Annotated in this window: 13 protein-coding genes; 3 read left to right on the forward strand and 10 right to left on the reverse strand. The window is 37.7% G+C overall.

Annotation, left to right across the window (positions count from 1 at the left end; genetic code table 11):
• Window positions 1-510: 510 nt before the first annotated feature.
• From JST55_14405 to JST55_14435, 7 genes are all read right to left on the reverse strand, one after another.
• A complete protein-coding gene (locus tag JST55_14405) occupies window positions 511-1,665 on the reverse strand; it encodes a pentapeptide repeat-containing protein (GenBank protein MBS1494703.1) in 1,155 nt (384 codons plus the stop codon).
• A gap of 811 nt (window positions 1,666-2,476) precedes the next feature.
• Complete coding sequence (locus tag JST55_14410; protein ID MBS1494704.1) at window positions 2,477-3,829, reverse strand: pentapeptide repeat-containing protein; 1,353 nt, start codon at window positions 3,827-3,829, stop codon at window positions 2,477-2,479.
• Between the two features lie 66 nt (window positions 3,830-3,895).
• Window positions 3,896-5,083, reverse strand: a complete 1,188-nt coding sequence (locus tag JST55_14415; protein ID MBS1494705.1) for a pentapeptide repeat-containing protein — start codon at window positions 5,081-5,083, stop codon at window positions 3,896-3,898.
• 238 nt (window positions 5,084-5,321) lie between these two features.
• On the reverse strand, window positions 5,322-5,825 hold the full coding sequence (locus tag JST55_14420; GenBank protein ID MBS1494706.1) for a hypothetical protein: 504 nt from the start codon (window positions 5,823-5,825) through the stop codon (window positions 5,322-5,324).
• 111 nt (window positions 5,826-5,936) lie between these two features.
• Entirely contained in the window at window positions 5,937-6,155 is a 219-nt protein-coding gene (locus tag JST55_14425; GenBank protein ID MBS1494707.1) for a hypothetical protein, read from the reverse strand.
• A gap of 238 nt (window positions 6,156-6,393) precedes the next feature.
• Window positions 6,394-6,843, reverse strand: coding sequence for a hypothetical protein (locus tag JST55_14430; GenBank protein MBS1494708.1), 450 nt, complete (start codon window positions 6,841-6,843; stop codon window positions 6,394-6,396).
• A gap of 232 nt (window positions 6,844-7,075) precedes the next feature.
• Complete coding sequence (locus JST55_14435; protein MBS1494709.1) at window positions 7,076-7,555, reverse strand: hypothetical protein; 480 nt, start codon at window positions 7,553-7,555, stop codon at window positions 7,076-7,078.
• Window positions 7,556-8,165: 610 nt separating this feature from the next.
• Between JST55_14435 and JST55_14440 the strand changes: the two genes are divergently transcribed.
• The 3 genes from JST55_14440 (at window position 8,166) to JST55_14450 (ending at window position 12,995) form a co-directional block, all read left to right on the forward strand.
• Window positions 8,166-8,525 (forward strand): endonuclease domain-containing protein, encoded by a 360-nt coding sequence (locus JST55_14440; GenBank protein MBS1494710.1) that lies wholly within the window; start codon window positions 8,166-8,168, stop codon window positions 8,523-8,525.
• Window positions 8,526-8,985: 460 nt separating this feature from the next.
• On the forward strand, window positions 8,986-12,228 hold the full coding sequence (locus JST55_14445; GenBank protein ID MBS1494711.1) for an N-6 DNA methylase: 3,243 nt from the start codon (window positions 8,986-8,988) through the stop codon (window positions 12,226-12,228).
• A gap of 368 nt (window positions 12,229-12,596) precedes the next feature.
• Complete coding sequence (locus JST55_14450) at window positions 12,597-12,995, forward strand: hypothetical protein (GenBank protein ID MBS1494712.1); 399 nt, start codon at window positions 12,597-12,599, stop codon at window positions 12,993-12,995.
• A 183-nt stretch (window positions 12,996-13,178) separates the two neighbouring features.
• Here JST55_14450 and JST55_14455 read toward each other — a convergent pair whose 3' ends face one another.
• The 3 genes from JST55_14455 to JST55_14465 all read right to left on the reverse strand — a co-directional run bounded on the left by JST55_14455 (window position 13,179) and on the right by JST55_14465 (window position 16,949).
• Entirely contained in the window at window positions 13,179-13,607 is a 429-nt protein-coding gene (locus JST55_14455) for a hypothetical protein (protein MBS1494713.1), read from the reverse strand.
• Window positions 13,608-13,716: 109 nt separating this feature from the next.
• Window positions 13,717-16,557: a UvrD-helicase domain-containing protein gene (locus JST55_14460; protein MBS1494714.1), complete on the reverse strand. Its 2,841-nt coding sequence runs from the start codon at window positions 16,555-16,557 to the stop codon at window positions 13,717-13,719.
• 2 nt (window positions 16,558-16,559) lie between these two features.
• Window positions 16,560-16,949: an SgcJ/EcaC family oxidoreductase gene (locus tag JST55_14465; GenBank protein ID MBS1494715.1), complete on the reverse strand. Its 390-nt coding sequence runs from the start codon at window positions 16,947-16,949 to the stop codon at window positions 16,560-16,562.
• Window positions 16,950-17,310 lie beyond the last annotated feature (361 nt).

Here is a 17,310-nt window from a genome sequence, read left to right on the forward strand (position 1 = left end):
TCTCTTTTTAAGTTTATAAATAAAAATTGTTTTGATTTCGGAAATTATAGTTAGTTTGTAATATTAATAAAAAGAACTACAAATTAATTTACTAAAAAAAATGACGTTGTTTTTATTGCAGGAGGACTTTGTTAAAAAAGTAATATTGTCCGTAATAGATCATCTTACCAACAACCATACGTTAATTAAACGGTATGTAGGGGCGTATTGAATACGCCCCAAATATCACTAGCCGTTTTTGTTCTCATGGCGAACAATCATAACTTTAGAATTTTTTATGCAAATATGAATAACTCCGTTTAAAAATGTTCAAAAGTTAACCACCCCTAAATCCCCTCCTTGAAAAGGAGGGGATTTTCACTTCTGCCGTTGTTGGTCTCCTGACCAACAAGCATAACATTAGAAATTTGAATGAAACCTTCCGCCTCGGCGGACTTTAAGCCCTAAATCCCTTCTCCCGTGAATTAAATAAAAAAATTATTCATTATTCATTACTAATTATTAATTACATTAAGGCCAGCATTGAGTTGTTGAATTATAAATAATACCAACAGTGGTAATGCCTGTTTTTTGGGACTCGCAAAAATATGCTCCTATTATATTTGCGTAAGCCATATTTACCTGAGTTAAAGCTGACCTGCCAAAATCAGTATCAGTTAAATTACAACGATCGAAATTTGATGATTGTATCTGAGCATTAATAAAAGCTGTTTTTGTAAAGTTAGTGTATGAGAATCCAGAGCCGTATATTTTTACTTCATCGAAATCGGAATTTATCACTGTGGCATTTAGCATATTTGAATATAAAATATTGGTCCGGGCAAAATGCACTCTGTTAATAGAAACTCCTTTCATTTGAACCTTACTAAACTCGCATCCTACCATATACGCTGAGTCAAATACTGCATATTGAAGCGATGAGCCTTCTCCCCATTTAGTGCCGGGCAGCCAGCTGTTAATTAAATTTGCGCTATCAAGATTTGTATTTTCCATTCTGCATGAATCGACATAGGCATTCCTTAAGTTAGCATTTCGCAAATTTACTCCCGTGAATGAAGAGCGTGATAGAGTCACATCAGTAAAGTTCATACCGCTCAAATCTGTATTCTTGAAATTACATTCAATGCACTCTTTTGCTTTAAGATGCGTAACAATATTACTGCCGGATACACTTGGTTTGATAAAAATAATATTGCTTGATAAATCTGAGGAAGAGTAAGAATCAAATGAAATCAGATGAAGTTTATAATTTCCTGCAGGGACTGAGAGCTGGGCAAATCCCCCGGGAAAAACCTGAGCGAGAGTATCACCTGTAGCGTCACTGACAAATTTTATTTTAAAAGTAGAAAAAGGCGCGACTCTGAATTCCTGATTTATATCCTTCGTGTATGTATAAGGAATCACATCTTCCCCTACAGGACCCGTATCGCCCGAAACTGAGGGTGAGTTTAAATCTTCCAGGTCAACAACAATTAATTCATCAGGTGATGCTTTTAGGACTGAACTCAAAGAAAATTCTCTTTCAACTTTTGTCTGATTTTCTGTTACCGTTCCGGTTGAGTTCGTTAAAGTATCGCTGCATCCCGATAGAACTGTGAAGCTTACTGTTACTAAGAACAGAAAGAAAGCTTCAATTGATTTTAAATTTTTTTTGCTTTTTTTCATTTGGCAAATTTTATTTCTGTTTTAATACCTTTGTTGTTCGGCTGACCAACCATTAGAATATGAATTACACCGTTTAAAAATGTTTAAAAGTTAACCACCCCCTTCCCCCCTCCCCCGTGTCAAGCACGGGCAAGCTTACCGCAGGAAGGGGAAGAACTACTACTAATTATTTATTAGGGCTTTTAACTTAATCATTAATCTTTTCACATGAAAATCTTTAAAAGATAACCACCTCCTTCCCCCTCCTTATAAAGGAGGGGGAAAAGCTGTTACTAATATAATCACACATTCACGAATTTGTTGGTCACCAAGGCGAACTGCTCAATCAGCTTAGGCGAATTAAGAATTTCTCACTGTATTGCTGTTGGTCAGGAGACCAACAGCGGCGAAGAAATTGCTTACTGCTAATTACTAATTGTTAATTGCGAATATGAATTACTCCGTTTAGAAATCTTTAAAAGTTAACCACCCCTAAATCCCCTCCCCCGCGTCAAGCACGGGGCAAGCTTACTGCAGGAGGGGACTTTCACTCTAAAAAAATTTTCGTGAATTATAATTTTCCGCCGTTGTTGGTCTCCAGACCAACAACCATAACGCTAGAAATCTGAATGAGACCTCCCCCTCCCCCCTCCTTCGCAGGAGGGGGAAACAAAAGCTTCTGATTCCACGCTTAATTACAAATTGCTAATTACTAATTGTAACTCATAATTCATAACTCATAATTCATAACTCATAATTCATAATTCATAACTCATATCTCATAACTCATAATTCATAACTCATAATTCATAACTCATAATTCATAATTGCATTACGGCCAGCAGTCGGTATCAACATTATAATGTATATTTGTCGCAGACATTCCCGTTCTATCCTGATGACACATGTTGACAGCATTAATATCTACATTATTCCAGACTGTATTTATAAGAATTGCTGCGCGCAGAGTACCGCCATTAAAACCTGAATTAGTTATTGCTGAACCCGACATAATGCAGTCATCGAACACACTTGCGTCTCCCCTGAAATTTGTGAACAAAGCGTTTCTGAATGTACTGCCGCGTAAAGTACTGCTCTGGAAGTACGTATTGTTTATAAATTTTGTGCTGTCCAGATTCGAGTTTCCAAAGAATACTTCATAGGCGTGAATATTGGAAAAAGTTGCGCCGTTAAGTTTAACATGCTCACCCGTTAAATCTCTGATTTCAAGATTTGAAAAAGTTGTATAGCTAAGATCGCATCCATCCATGTTTCCGCTGCCTGAGCCGCTGTCAAAAGTCACGCGGCTGAGATTTGCAGCATCGAAAATTGTACGGTCCCAGTTTAATCTTTGAAAAACCGCTCCCATAAAATCACCACCGCCAAAGGAAGTTAAATTCAAAATAGTGAAAGTAAATTTTGCTCCTTTAAAGGAACAATTATTTGCGCCGGAGCGGTCCCAGTCAGTATGCGTAAATATTGCGCTATCAAGATTCACATGGTCCATAAAAGAATGTTCTAAATCGGAATAAGATAAATCAGCCCCTGCAAGATTTTTATCATGAAGCTGTACTTCACGCAGATTGCAGCTGATACATTTGTTTGTCGTGAGAAGTGTGTTAAGGTCATCCTTATTATATCCGCTCTGCGGCGGAACTCCGCCTGAAGCAATTGCATCTAAGTCCGGCTGAATAAAGACGGGCTGTGTTGCCATGGAAGTAGAACCATAGTTTACCAATGATGTAAGATACAATTTATAATTTCCTGCAGGGATTGAAACACGCGCAGTATCTCCCGGATTATTTAGCTGGAACATAAGAAGACCTGATGCTGCAATCATTCTTACTTTGAAATTTGCTTCAGCGCCGAGCTTAAATCTGTGCACTGCCGAGTCAGAATAATAATACGATATAACATCTTCCCCTATGGGACCCGTATCATCTCCGAGAAGTGAAGCTGGAGTATTAAGATGTTCGAGGTCATCATACACAACTGCTCCAGGAATAGCTTTTAAATTTGAATTTGCGTTGAACTCTGCTTCTGTATGCGCCTGGTATTTGCTTGCAGTTGTAACGGTAGGATTTGTAAATGAATCACTGCATCCGGAAAAATTATAGACCAATGCAGACATGATAAATACAAATCCAAACTGTAATAATGTTATTATAAATTTATTTTTTTTCATAAAAAATTTTAGTACAATTTTAAAAAACTATTTAGCTGTTAATTGTTAATTGTTAATTGCTAATTGCTAAAATGGCCAGCACAATGTTCCTGCATTAGTTGTACACTGGTTAAATACACATTGCCGTGAATTGCTTTCGCAAAAATTTGCATCTCTTACATCTACCTCTTTAAACTGTGTTTTTGAGAAAAGACAGCCTTTTATTATCGATGAAGATAGTATTGAAGAAGTTATAGTGCTTGAATCAAATATTGTACGGTCAAAAACTGAATTCTGGGCTTTTAATTGTACGATAGTACTACCGCTTAAATTACATCTTAAAAATAATGCTCCGGGAATATTAATTTGGACAAAATTAGTTCTTGTGAATAATGTACTTTCAAAATTACAGTCTGTTCCTTCTCCTGACAGAGTTGAATTACTGAATGATGCATTGAGAAATTTTGTTGAGGACAGCTTTACATCATTCATGTTTGTCTGATCAAATCTTGTATTTGAAATTAAAGTTGAATCTAATTTTATGCCTTTCAAACTTGCATAGCTGAATAAGGAGTTAGCAATACGTCCGCCTGTGATTTTCGCTCCGGCCAAAATTGTTTTATAGCAGGAGGAGCTATCGATTTCAAATGCTGGTGTGCGGGGAAAAATTTTTCCGGCAAGGTTGGCATTATCAAGATTACATAAACGGCATTTGTTGGTGCTTAGCAGCCTGTCGAGGTCATCAAAACTGTAATATGTGCCGCTGCTTACATTGTGAGGAGTTTTCCAGTTTGCCTGAATGAAAACAACTTTGCTTTCGGGTTCGTCAGCAGAATAATTTAAGAGTGAAGTTAAATGCATTTTATAATTCCCGGCAGGAATAGAGACGGTGGCAGTTGAGCCGGGATTTAAATTCAGAATAACTTCTCCGTTTAAATCGTTTACTAATTTCATACTGAAGTAAGATGAATCATCAATGGTAAATCTGTGCTCGGCAGTTTCTGTGTAAGAGTAAGGAATTATATCTTCGCCGATTGGTCCCGTATCGCCTGTTACGGGAGGAGAGTTTAAGTCTTCAAGGCTGACAACAACAACAGAGCCAGCATCGGCTTTCAGCTGAGGATTTGCAACGAATTCTTCTTCAGTCCTTGCCTGATTTTTTACTGGACCTGTGCCTGTTAATGAATCACTGCATCCGGTAAAAGAGATTGATAGGCAAATTGAAAAAATAAAAATGAAAATTAAAAATTTAGAAGTGACAAATATTTTTTTCATTTGGGATATATTATTTTAACATCCACAATATAAAATCACAAAAGATACCTTGCATACATAAAATTTTAAAAAATACTTATTTTTTTAATAAAGAATAGCAGGATTTACTGTATTATTAACTGATTTTTAGCAATTTATAGATTGGTGTAATACTTGAAGAAAAATACAAAGAAATACGGATAAAACGGGTTTAGCCGTCTTATTTTAAAGGAATGATATTATTATCAAGAGAATTGATTTATACAGCGGCAATTGCAGATGTATAACGCGGAAGTCCTGTAGCTGTGCTCTCATGTACAATAGGAGCGTAGAGGAACCAAAGTACGAAATCCATCAACAGGTCGCGCTCAGTGGTTTCGCTTTCGATGTGAAGATAAGGTTTGAATTTTTGCGTCTTCAATCCATAAGATAGAATTTCTTTTCCGTTCTCAGTCACGACATATTGAGCGAGCGGAAAATTTCGCAGAACGAGTCTGTACCTCTTGAAGTTGTGCAGCATTTCCCATCTGCTTGCAAGCCAGCTATCCTGAGTGATTTTCAGAACGGTGTTGCCTGCATCATCAAGGACTTCAAGGAACAGCTTCAGAAATCCCCTGCATTTTATTTTGAAATTCTTTCCGTCTATCCGCGCTTCAGCTTCCTTGCGGTGATTTGTTACATTCAGACTTCCCCGCTCAACTCCGTTAATTGAAAAGCTATAGCTGCCGTAAGAAGTTTTGTTCCAGTTTTTTTGTTGTGTCATTTTTGCTTTTTTAGTTTTGGAATTATTTAATAATTTTAACGTAAAAATACATCACAAAGTTTTCCGGTTTATACAATTCTGTATTAAATTATTGTAACTTTTTTTGGGAAGTCATCTGCTCCGCACATCATTTGCAATGCATCTTAGCACAAATTTTACGTATACAGCAATATGAATAAATACTGCGACCGCTGCCACAAGTACAAAAATTTCAACCTTATGAGATCTAACAGACTGCGCGATAAAATCCTGCGCTTGCTGGGCTTCAATATCTACGAGTGCGAGTACTGTTACACGCTTTATTATTTTTTCCTCAGTACAAACATTCATTTCAAAGTAAAAAATCACTAAAGGAATTCAAGCGTACGGGGGGGCGCCCTGTGCCGCTTTCGCGGCACACACCGTAAAATATTTCAGAAATACTTTCTGAAATATTTTACGGCGTATGCGAATTTCTTCCGCCTGCGGCGAAAGAAATTCGCATAGGGCGCCCCCCAAAAACCCCCGCAAACAAAAAACCCGTTCTCTCCTCTACCGGAAAAAACGGGTTCGCAAAAAAACTTTTACTCTATTTACTCTTTAGCTTCTTTCGCCTGCTCATATATTTTTCAAACTGTTCTGCAGTCACAACGTCCTTCAGCTGAGCGTCCATGCCCTCGTCAATCTTATCAAGCCTCTCCTCAAGCTCGGTGTTATCGATTATCTTTTCCGCGCCCGCATCCCAGAGCTTCTCTTTTTTCTTAAGCGCAGCTAATACAATCTTATGCACTTCTTTGTACTGGTCATCCGAGAGCTTCAGCTCCCACTTAAGTCCGTCCGCTTCCATCCATGCGCTCTCCTCTATGCTCAAAGGGACAGTGTTGTTCACGTTATCATCCAATCCCGAAGGCGGCTGCGGCGGAAGCTCAGGCATTACGTACTTAACCGAGTCCGACTGCCCGTAACCCCTCCCCGCGCACATCACAAAAAGAACAATTAAAATATACAATACCCATTTGCCGATATTACTTTTTCTCATTAGCTTATTACAATTACTTTACTGTTTACTTTTTTCTGCTCCCAAAATACAAATTTTACCTGCAATAAATTACCCCTGAAAAAGTACACCTGAAAAGTATTACCCGCGCAAACTCAAACCAAAATTTCACCAAACAAAAAGCCCGTCCTCTCTTTTAACCATGAAAAAGATAAAACGGGCTTTAACTTAATTTAATTTATTATTTCTACACATGGACTCTTACACTCGTCTATCAGTCATGGTCCTTCGGTTTTTCCATCGGACCCCTGTGATTATCATGGTCTCCCGGCTTCTTCATCATATCCTTCATCTGCTTCTTATACAGTTTGTACTGGTCAGCCGTCAATATTCCCTTCATCTGGTCATCTGCATCTTCATGGATTCTCATCATCTCGCTTCTCATCGTTTCCCTGTCAGTGCCTTCATTACGGAGCTTCATAGATGCCGTTATCTCCGTAACCAATACATTGTAAACCGATTTATACTGGTCATCCGTCAGAAGCAAGTCAAGCTTCATCTTATCGGCGCGCATCGTAGCTCTTTCCTGCGGAGTTTTGTTAATATCGTCAATCATCCCATCATGCGGCTCGCCTATCCTTCCCATAGGAGGCGGGTCTCTTTTATCGTCCGACTGTGCAAATCCCCTGCCGCTCACCGCTCCCATTATCATCAGCAGCATTACTACACTTAAAAATATTTTGTTTGTCTTCATGTTACATTTAAATTTTTTTTTTGAATGCCCCCTCCTTATTAAGGAGGGGGTTGGGGGTGGTTAACAATTTAACTTTTTAATTTCAACTAAGTTCCAACTTAAATTTCAGATTTCAGATTTCAGATTTAAGATTTTTTGTACTCAATACTCAATACTCAATACTCAATACTAAGTACTAAGTACTAAGTACTAAGTACTAAGTACTAAGTACTAAGTACTAAGTACTAAGTACTAAGTACTAAGTACTAAGTACTTCATTTTAGACAGCGTGGAATGGGAATAGTTTAATAAATATTTACATCCAAAATTGACGCAAGATGTTCCCCTCCTTACCAAGGAGGGGTTAGGGGTGGTTTAAAATCTGCTAGGTTCCCCCCTCCTGCGGTAAGCTTGCCCCGCACTTGACACGGGGGAGAGCTTGTCCCGACAAAGTCGGGAGGTTAGTGGCTGAAAGTCCGCCATGGCGGATTTAATGTCTGCTAGGTTACCCCCTCCTGCGAAAGCCTGTCCCGCACTCGAGCGGGAGGGTGGTTAACAACTTATCCCCCTCCTTATTAAGGAGGGGGTAGGGGGTGGTTAACAATAAAATTATTTTTAGTATTTTAAAAATATGTCCAACATCAATCTCCATAAATATAAAAAACGTAGGCAGGAACTCAGGAACAATTCTACTAAAGCCGAACAATTGTTATGGAATCAACTCAAAGGCAGCAGATTTCAGAATTTAAAATTCAGAAGACAGCAAGGTATAGGAAGATACATTGTTGATTTTTATTGTCCTGATTGCAAGCTTGCAATAGAAATTGACGGTGATTCACATTTTGATGACGATTCACAGGAATATGATAAAATCAGAACCGATTATTTAAACACTGAAGGAATAAAAGTTATCAGATTTACCAATACCGATATTTATAAAAATATTATTGGAGTTCTGGAAAATCTGAAAAACGTAATTAATAAAATTTAGATAACCACCCCCTCCCCCCTCCTTAATAAGGAGGGGGCTCAAATGGCAATGTATATATAAAAACCCGATGTAAAAATATAGAATTTGAAATTCAAAACTCAAATCACATTTCCATCCAATTATAAGTATAAAAAATTTGACACTAATAAGTTTTGCTATATTCCCCCTCCTGCAGTAAGCTTGCCCCCTGCTTGACACGGGGGAGAGCTTGTCCCGACAAAGTCGGGAGGGCTAGGGGCTGAAAGTTCGCCACGGCGAAATCCAATCATCCACATCACAAATTCCATATGTAGGGGCGTATTGCATACGCCCGATATATCCCCTGCGGCTGAAAGTCCGCCGTAGCGGAGTGGTTAACAAATTATCCCCCTCCTTATTAAGGAGGGGGCAGGGGGTGGTTAACAACTCATTTCTTTACACTCTATTTTTCCTTAACTTTGTGTAAATGTAACCCCTTTTAATGACCGTTTCCCAATATCTCGATAAACTCAATTCACGTTTCAAAGCAGGAAATTCTACTGAACATACTTTCAGAGGTGACCTTCAGACTCTCCTCGAAAATCTTGTGCCGGGCATTGTTGCTACTAACGAGCCTACTCGCATTGCTTGCGGAGCGCCTGACTACATCATCACAAGAAAAAATATTCCCGTTGGCTACATAGAAGCAAAAGATATAGATGCCGACCTCAAAAATAAAAATTATAATGAACAGTTCGAGCGGTATAAATCCTCCCTCGAAAATCTCGTATTCACAAACTATATAGATTTCCATTTTTTTAAATCAGGTAAGTTTGTTACGTCAGTTTCTATTGGTGAAATTGACGGTAAGAAAGTCACTCCCCTGCCTGATAAATTTTCCGAGTTCGAAAATCTTATAAAAGATTTTTGCTCTTACACAGGGCAGACAATAAAATCCGCGCAGAAACTTTCTGAAATGATGGCGGGCAAAGCGCGTATGCTTGCAAACGTTATAGATAACGCCCTTACATCCGATGAAAAAACTGCCGAGAACAGCACACTGCTCGAGCAGATGAATGCCTTCAAAGATATTCTTATCCACGATATTAAGCCGAAAGAATTTTCCGATATATATGCGCAGACTGTTGCCTACGGAATGTTTGCAGCGCGGCTTCATGACCCTTCTATTGATAGCTTTTCACGAATGGAAGCTGCAGAGCTTATCCCGAAATCAAATCCTTTCCTGCGAAAGCTTTTCGGCTACATTGCAGGTCCCGATATTGACGAGCGTATAAAATGGATTGTAGATGCGCTTGCAGATATCTTCCGCGCTACTGATGTAAAGGCTTTATTAAAAAATTTCGGAAGCGCTACTCAGCAGAACGACCCTATCATACATTTTTATGAAACGTTCCTTGCGGAGTATGACCCTAAGCTCCGCAAAGCGCGCGGCGTATGGTACACTCCCGAGCCTGTTGTAAATTTTATTGTCCGCGCAGTTGATGATATTTTAAAAACGGAGTTCAATCTCCCCGAAGGACTTGCAGACAGAAGCAAAATAAAAATAAAAGTAAACGAGCAGGATAAAAAAGTTGAGCGTGAGTTTCATAAAGTGCAGATACTCGACCCCGCCACAGGCACAGGCACTTTCCTTGCCGAAGTAATAAAGCAGGTCTATAAAAAGTTTGAAGGTCAGCAGGGAGTATGGAGCAATTATGTAGAGGAGCATCTTATCCCGCGTCTTAACGGCTTCGAGCTTCTCATGGCAAGTTATGCAATGGCTCACTTAAAGCTTGATTTACTTTTAACTGAAACAGGATATAAACCGAAAGAAAGTAAAACACAGCAGAGACTAAGAGTTTATCTTACAAATTCACTTGAAGAGCATCACCCCGATACAGGAACACTGTTTGCAAACTGGCTTAGCACAGAGGCAAATGAGGCAAACCATATTAAGCGCGATACTCCCGTAATGGTTGTAATGGGAAACCCTCCGTATAGTGGCGAAAGTTCTAACAAGGGTAAATGGATTATGGATTTAATGGAAGATTATAAAAAAGAACCGGGCGGTAAAGAAAAATTGAAAGAAAAAAATCCTAAATGGATTAATGATGACTATGTTAAATTTGTAAGATATGCGCAGTATTTTATTGAAAAGAACGGAGAAGGAGTTTTAGCTTTTATTAATCCTCATGGGTATTTAGATAACCCTACTTTTAGGGGAATGCGTTGGAATTTATTAAAAACATTCGATAAGATTTATACATTGGATTTACATGGGAATAGTAATAAAAAAGAATCAAGTCCTGACGGCTCAATCGATGAAAATGTTTTTGATATTCAACAAGGTGTAAGCATAAATTTATTTATAAAGACAGGTGCAAAAAAAATAAATGAATTAGCTAAAGTTTTCCACTATGATTTATATGGAAAAAGAGATTTAAAATATAATTTTTTAAATACTCATTCCATAAAAAATGTAACTTATAAAAAATTAGAAAATGTATCTCCTAATTATTTTTTTGTAGAAAAAGATGTTGATGTACAAAATATTTATAATAAAGGGTTTATGATGACTGAATTGTTTTCAATTAATTCTGTTGGAATTGTAACCTCTAATGATGCAATTTTAATTAATTCAAACAAAAAAGAATTAATAAATAATGTCATTAAAAATTATGAAATAGAAATTGATACAAATTTAATAAAAAAAATTTCATATCGTCCTCTTGATACAAAATATATTTACTATGATGTAAAGTTAATTGAGAGAGCTAGAGAAAAAGTAATGAAAAATTTATTGTCAGGGAATAATATAGGATTAATTACAGCTCGTAGTAACAAATCTGAAACATGTGACCATTTTTTTATATCCAAAGATGTTATGGAAACAAAGTGCGGAGAGAGGACTACACAATCTGCAATTTTTCCACTTTACACTTACCCAAATTCCAACTTTGACAATTCTCTTTTCGATAAACAGGAACGCACGCCAAACTTAAATCCTGAAATTGTAAAACAGATTGCAGAAAAGCTCGGATTAAAATTTACAAATGAAAAAGAGAATAAGAAAAATACATTTGCCCCCATTGACATATTAGATTACATTTATGCAGTGCTCCACAGCCCAAGCTACAGAGAAAAATACAAAGAATTTTTAAAAATAGATTTTCCGCGAGTGCCTTACCCGAAAGATGAAAAGACATTTTGGGAATTAGTAAGCCTCGGCAGCGAGCTGCGGGAAATCCATCTGCTTGAAAGCAAAGTCGTAAATAAATTTATAACAACTTTCCCCATAGACGGAAACAACGAAGTAGGGAAAATAAAGTATGAGCCAACAGATTCGTACACAATCCCTGCTTCCCAACGTCCCCGTTGGGAAGCCAAAAAGTCTAAGAACATTCCCAACGAGGATCCCGCATCAAGTGCGGGACAGGCAATTAGGAATGAGGATACAATAGAACCCCCTCCTTTTTCTAAGGAGGGGGCAGGGGGTGGTCCTGCGAAAGGAATGGAGAAAACCACAGGCAAAGTCTGGATAAACGAAACTCAGTACTTCGCGCAAGTCCCGCAGACAGCATGGGAGTTTTTCATAGGCGGCTATCAGCCCGCTCAAAAATGGCTGAAGGATAGAAAAGAAAGAACATTAAACTTCGATGACATACAGCATTATCAGAAAATAATAGTCGCGCTTAGCGAGACGGATAGGATTATGAAAGAAATAGATAAAGTGAAAGTGGAGTAAGTTTTTCCACCGTTGTTGCCTGTCCAGCATTCTTGTCCAACTTTAGCGGGAAGCGGGAGTCTTCTGACCAACAACCACAACGATAGAAATTTAAACGAAACCTTCCGCCTCGGCGGACTTTCACATCAAGTGCGGGACAGGCTTTCGCAGGAGGGGGAAACCAAAAACTTCCCCCGTTCCGATTGAAAATCGGAACTTTTAAACATAAGGATTGCCGGCCTTATAAATTTTCCGTTAAGAAAATCACGAGAACAGTCGTCGCGAGAAAAGCTGTTTGAGTCCGCCGAAGGCGGACGAGTTCTTTTCGAGCAGACTTTCGAAGTGATTTTTAGGGAAATTTATAGGAGCCTTGATTTTTTTGGTTCTTTTTGGATCAAGCCAAAAAGAACAAACACATCAAGCAAAAAAACAATCTTCATCAAGACAAAAGTACACATAAAGCGAAGCTTTATGAAAAAAAGCACCAAGCCAAAAAGAACAATAAACACCAAACCAAAAAAAACAAACCAATCCAAGCGTATGATATAAAATTGTCGGGGCATCCGCCCCGTCAAAATCAAAACAAACCCAAAATTCCAACGCAAACCCATCCTGACCCAAAACTCACAAAAAATCCCGTTTTCCATCCAATTATTTGCAGTAAAAACAGCAAGATAAATTCAACTTTACATAATCTGGAAATAAATAAAAGATTTAACAATTATTTATATTCACTTTCCAAATTTTCGCGTAACTTTTGTAAAATAAAAAAAGCCCGATTCCATTAAAAAATCAGGCTTTTGTATCAAATTTTGCAATTCCGGACTGTTTTACGCTTTTATCTGTGAAATCATAGCCATCATAAAAATCTGTGTTAAAAAAAAACGCCCGCTCGGCTCTGGCGTTCCGGCGGGCATCCCCTAAGAGAAAACTACGTTTCTCTCTTTGTCTCAAAACTTGCGATTTTGGAGTTATTTTACGGGTTTTTCTTTCGATTTCATCTTGTTTTTGCCTTTTCCGTCCTTCTTGTGGTCTTTATGCTTCTCCTTCATTTCCTTTTTAAGACCTTCCCATTTCGTCCATTGGTCAGCGCTTAAAATGCTTTTTAATTGCGATTCATGGTCCTCTCTCATCTTCTTCATTTCTGTCTTTCTGGACTCTTTATCGAGACTTTTCAGACTTGCTCTCTGGTTAATGTGTGTCAAAGCAAGGTCATAAACCGATTTGTACTGAGCATCGGATAGGCTCAATTTCTCCTGAAGCTTTTTAGCCATTTTTTCGGCTTTTTGCTCAGGTGTTTTCTTCGTCTTCGTCTGGTCGCTGGTTTGGGCATACGAGTTCATCGCAAATAATCCAAAGATCAGCATCACTACGAGGGTTAAGTTTAGTTTTTTTAGCATTTGTATAGTTAAGTTTAAATTCTACGGTAAGACAACATAACTAAGCTAAAGGTTTAATGGTGTTTAAAAGATTTTTTGAGAGACTTAAAAAAGGGTAAAAATGAGGGATTTAAAGGGCTTTTAATGAATATATTCTGCCGCTGACGTTCTTCATCTTATGAATCTGCGCCATGGCGTGTTTATAGAACTCCAATTTTTTGGCATCCCGCTCTTCATCACCGATAATAATGAACTCAATTGAGTCATCTTTAAACACGGCGATTTCAATAACTCCCCGGCTCACTCCGTTTTTATGCGGGAAATGAAACTCAGCATCAATTACGATTTGCCCGGCGGTTCGCTTAAGTTCATAAAGCATGTCATCGAATTTCACGATTGCCTGCTTCATCTCATCAGCTTCGTTTTCGATCTCCGGGAGAATGTTAATACCGCTGGCTAATCTTCGCACATATCTTCGGAAGCTTGTTTCAAATTCGGAGGGTTCACTAGAGTCAAACTCATCGTCTTCATTTGATGAGTAATTTTTGAGTGCTGAAATTCCCGCTTCGGACTTCTTCTGCTCCTTTTTAATCTTAATCTCTTTATCATATATATAATTCTCTATAGCTTCAATATCATTCTTCTCAGCGAGCTTAATAAAAAACTGTGAAGGTCTCGATGCAGTAAAATACAAATACTGCTTTGCGCGTGTTGCGGCAACATAAAACAATCTTCGCTCTTCATCGTACTCTGAACTTTTCGTGACGCAGAGGGATAAATCCGTTTTCCAGTTATTGAACACATACTTATATCCGTTCTTCTCACCAAAGACCTTCTTGTTTCTCAATCCCAGTACTTCATCAAATATTATGCTGTCGCTTTCTCCTTTAGTTGAAGGAAATATTTTCTGATTGCAGTTCGCAAGAATCACCACAGGAAACTCAAGCCCTTTTGATTTATGTATCGTCATAACTGATACTGCATCATCGGTGTTTATAAGCTCGATATCATATTCAAGTCTCGCCGAATCTTCAATAGTTTTCACAAGCTCATTCAATGATAAAAAATCAGATGACATCAGCTGTGAAATTATCGTTATCAGTCTGTTGCCGATTTCATCTTTCAGATTATATTTTTTCAGAACTGCTTCTGCCTGCAGAAGAACACTGTCTTTTGATTTCAATTCATCTATAAATTGTAATATCTCAGCAGGGATTTTTTCACAGGTAAATCTGTCTTCCTTCGTTTCTCCTCTGATAATTTTTGTAATTTCACTGTGTGAATAATTCTCAGCTTCCAGTATCGGTATCCATGCGCTTATTTCATTTTTCCAGAGTAACAATTTCAGCCAGGCAAGGATTAGTATTCCATGCTGAGTCGAAAATATCTCCAGCCCGCCTTCGTAATTCATAGGTATATTATTCTTCAACGCTTCTCTTTGCAGTTCAAGTCCGAAACTTTTATCTCTCGATAAAATACAAATGTCTTTAAAATCAATCTTACGTTTTGAATTAATCTTTCCCTTCTCATCAAACTCAACTATAAAATATTTCGAATTATCAACAAGCTCTTTTATCTTATTAAGAATAATTCTTCTCTCACTTTTTCTATCCTCACCTGTATAAAATTTTATTTCAGTCTTTCCTTCAAACTCTTTGGCATTCTCCAATGGAGATGGGAATAAATTCGTTACAAACTCCATATCAATATCTTCATCTTTTTTTCCTTCGGTAAAAAGCGTATGATAACTCACATCAAGTATTTCCCTCGAGCTTCTGTAATTAACATCAAGCATAATTCTTTCAATCTTATCCCCCGCATAATTTATTCTCTGAGTATCTTCATTCAGCTCTTCTATATATTTTGCAAGACGCTGTTCAAACTCAATTATGTTTTCTATCTCTGCATTTCTGAATCCGTAAATCCCCTGTTTCCAGTCCCCGACTCCGCATAAGTTTGCGCTGCCGTTTTTATTTTCCTTTGCAAGCAGCATCATAAGCTTGAACTGAATTTCATCTGTATCCTGAAATTCATCTATCATTATATAATCATATCTGTTTGCCGCTCTTACATTCGCGTCGTTTTTCAATAGCAGATAAGCAAACATCACCATAAAATCAAAGTTCAGTAAATTTCTTTTCAGTAAATATTCTATGTACGAATAATAAATTTCATTGGTAAATTTTATCAATACCTCCTGCGATTCATCTTCAAATATTTTTTCTTTCATTTTGCTGTTTGCTCTTTTTCCTTCCAGAACTTCTTCATCTGCCGGCAAATCTATATATGCGTTTGAGCTTATCTTCGCTAAAATATTTTTATACAGTTCATTCTGCTTCTCACCTCTTACTCCCATGCAGGGTTCATTTACTTTATCAAAGAGCTTGCCGAACTCTTCATAGTTCCCTTTTAATCTCTGATTATCTTTTTCTGCAAAACCGTTTTTAGCAGGGAAAATTCCTTTGCTCGATAGCTTCTTTATTGCTTTAAATATCACAAGCGGATTTCCGCCCACACTCTTTATAATATCTTCGTACTTTTTTCCTGCGCGTTTTACAAACTGATTATAAAATTTTACAAACAGCTTTTCTTCATAATAATTTTCTTCTATCAGTCTGAAGTTAGCTGAGATATTTTCTCTCGTTCCCAGGAACGATGCCGCATTTCTGCCGTACATCTTTAATAATTTACTGCAGAATGAGTGGAACGTCATTATCGGAGCTTCGATAAAATCTCTGAAACCGATTTTAGAAATCAGTCCTGAGTTCTCCGCTTCATTCAACACTCTCTTCTTCATTTCATTCGCCGCCTTTACGGTAAAAGTAACGAGCAAAATATTCTCCGGCTTCAATCCCTTTTCAAGAATTTTCAGATAACGTTTCACAAGCGTGTACGTCTTCCCCGTCCCCGCTCCCGCATCGATTAAATAAATTCCCTCAGTGTTATTTATTATTTTATCCTGGTTGTTCAATTTTATTTAACTAACGTATTATGGAACGCTCTTATTTTCCACTCACCGTTTTCCGGAATCAGAATAGCAGTTATTACTGAATTATGCGTTCCGGCAAGAGGTCCCTGCGGCACACTCAATTCAGCTTTAATGTGTGCAAGTATAGTTTGCTCATTCAAAAACTCAGCATCGGAAACTTCATAAATTATTTTGCTGTCCTTATAGAATGAACTAAATATCGCATCATGTCCCTCCGCAACTTTTTCTTTTGTTCCTTTTGAAAGAAACATTCCGCGGATATTTATAAAATCGGATTGTGTAGTGAACGGTTGAGAAAAATTTTCTCCGCTCCCCTCATTCCATGCAGCTTCAAGCTGCTTTGCAATTGTTTCGGCTATTTGTGTTGGGTTCATATAATTATGTTTAATTTTCTTTTTGACCACCCCCTACCCCCTCCTTAGAAAAAGGAGGGGGCTCGAAGGGCATATTAAAAATCTTTCGATTTATTTTTTACATTCATAATGATAAATGGTACTTATACTAAAGCAATTTCTTCTAAACAATGTTCACCTATTCACTAAAGCTAAACATAAAATCTCCCCACTCAAGCCCCCTCCTTTTCCAAGGAGGGGGTAGGGGGTGGTTCTCTAAAATTTTTTTATAGGTTAAATCACATAATAATTTAATCAAAGCAATAAATCTCCCCACTCAGGCCCCCTCCTTTTTCTAAGGAGGGGGTAGGGGGTGGTCCACTATAAAATTTATTATAAATTA

The sequence above is a fragment of the Bacteroidota bacterium genome, assembly GCA_018266835.1.
Lineage (GTDB): Bacteria > Bacteroidota > Ignavibacteria > Tepidaquicellales > Tepidaquicellaceae > JAFDZO01.

Coding starts and splice junctions, on each gene's coding strand:
- JST55_14440 (MBS1494710.1), top strand. CDS start 8,166: ATGTCCAACATCAATCTCCATAAATATAAAAAACGTAGGCAGGAACTC.
- JST55_14415 (MBS1494705.1), bottom strand. CDS start 5,083: ATGAAAAAAATATTTGTCACTTCTAAATTTTTAATTTTCATTTTTATT.
- JST55_14435 (MBS1494709.1), bottom strand. CDS start 7,555: ATGAAGACAAACAAAATATTTTTAAGTGTAGTAATGCTGCTGATGATA.
- JST55_14445 (MBS1494711.1), top strand. CDS start 8,986: ATGACCGTTTCCCAATATCTCGATAAACTCAATTCACGTTTCAAAGCA.
- JST55_14410 (MBS1494704.1), bottom strand. CDS start 3,829: ATGAAAAAAAATAAATTTATAATAACATTATTACAGTTTGGATTTGTA.
- JST55_14425 (MBS1494707.1), bottom strand. CDS start 6,155: ATGAATGTTTGTACTGAGGAAAAAATAATAAAGCGTGTAACAGTACTC.
- JST55_14420 (MBS1494706.1), bottom strand. CDS start 5,825: ATGACACAACAAAAAAACTGGAACAAAACTTCTTACGGCAGCTATAGC.
- JST55_14465 (MBS1494715.1), bottom strand. CDS start 16,949: ATGAACCCAACACAAATAGCCGAAACAATTGCAAAGCAGCTTGAAGCT.
- JST55_14455 (MBS1494713.1), bottom strand. CDS start 13,607: ATGCTAAAAAAACTAAACTTAACCCTCGTAGTGATGCTGATCTTTGGA.
- JST55_14430 (MBS1494708.1), bottom strand. CDS start 6,843: ATGAGAAAAAGTAATATCGGCAAATGGGTATTGTATATTTTAATTGTT.
- JST55_14405 (MBS1494703.1), bottom strand. CDS start 1,665: ATGAAAAAAAGCAAAAAAAATTTAAAATCAATTGAAGCTTTCTTTCTG.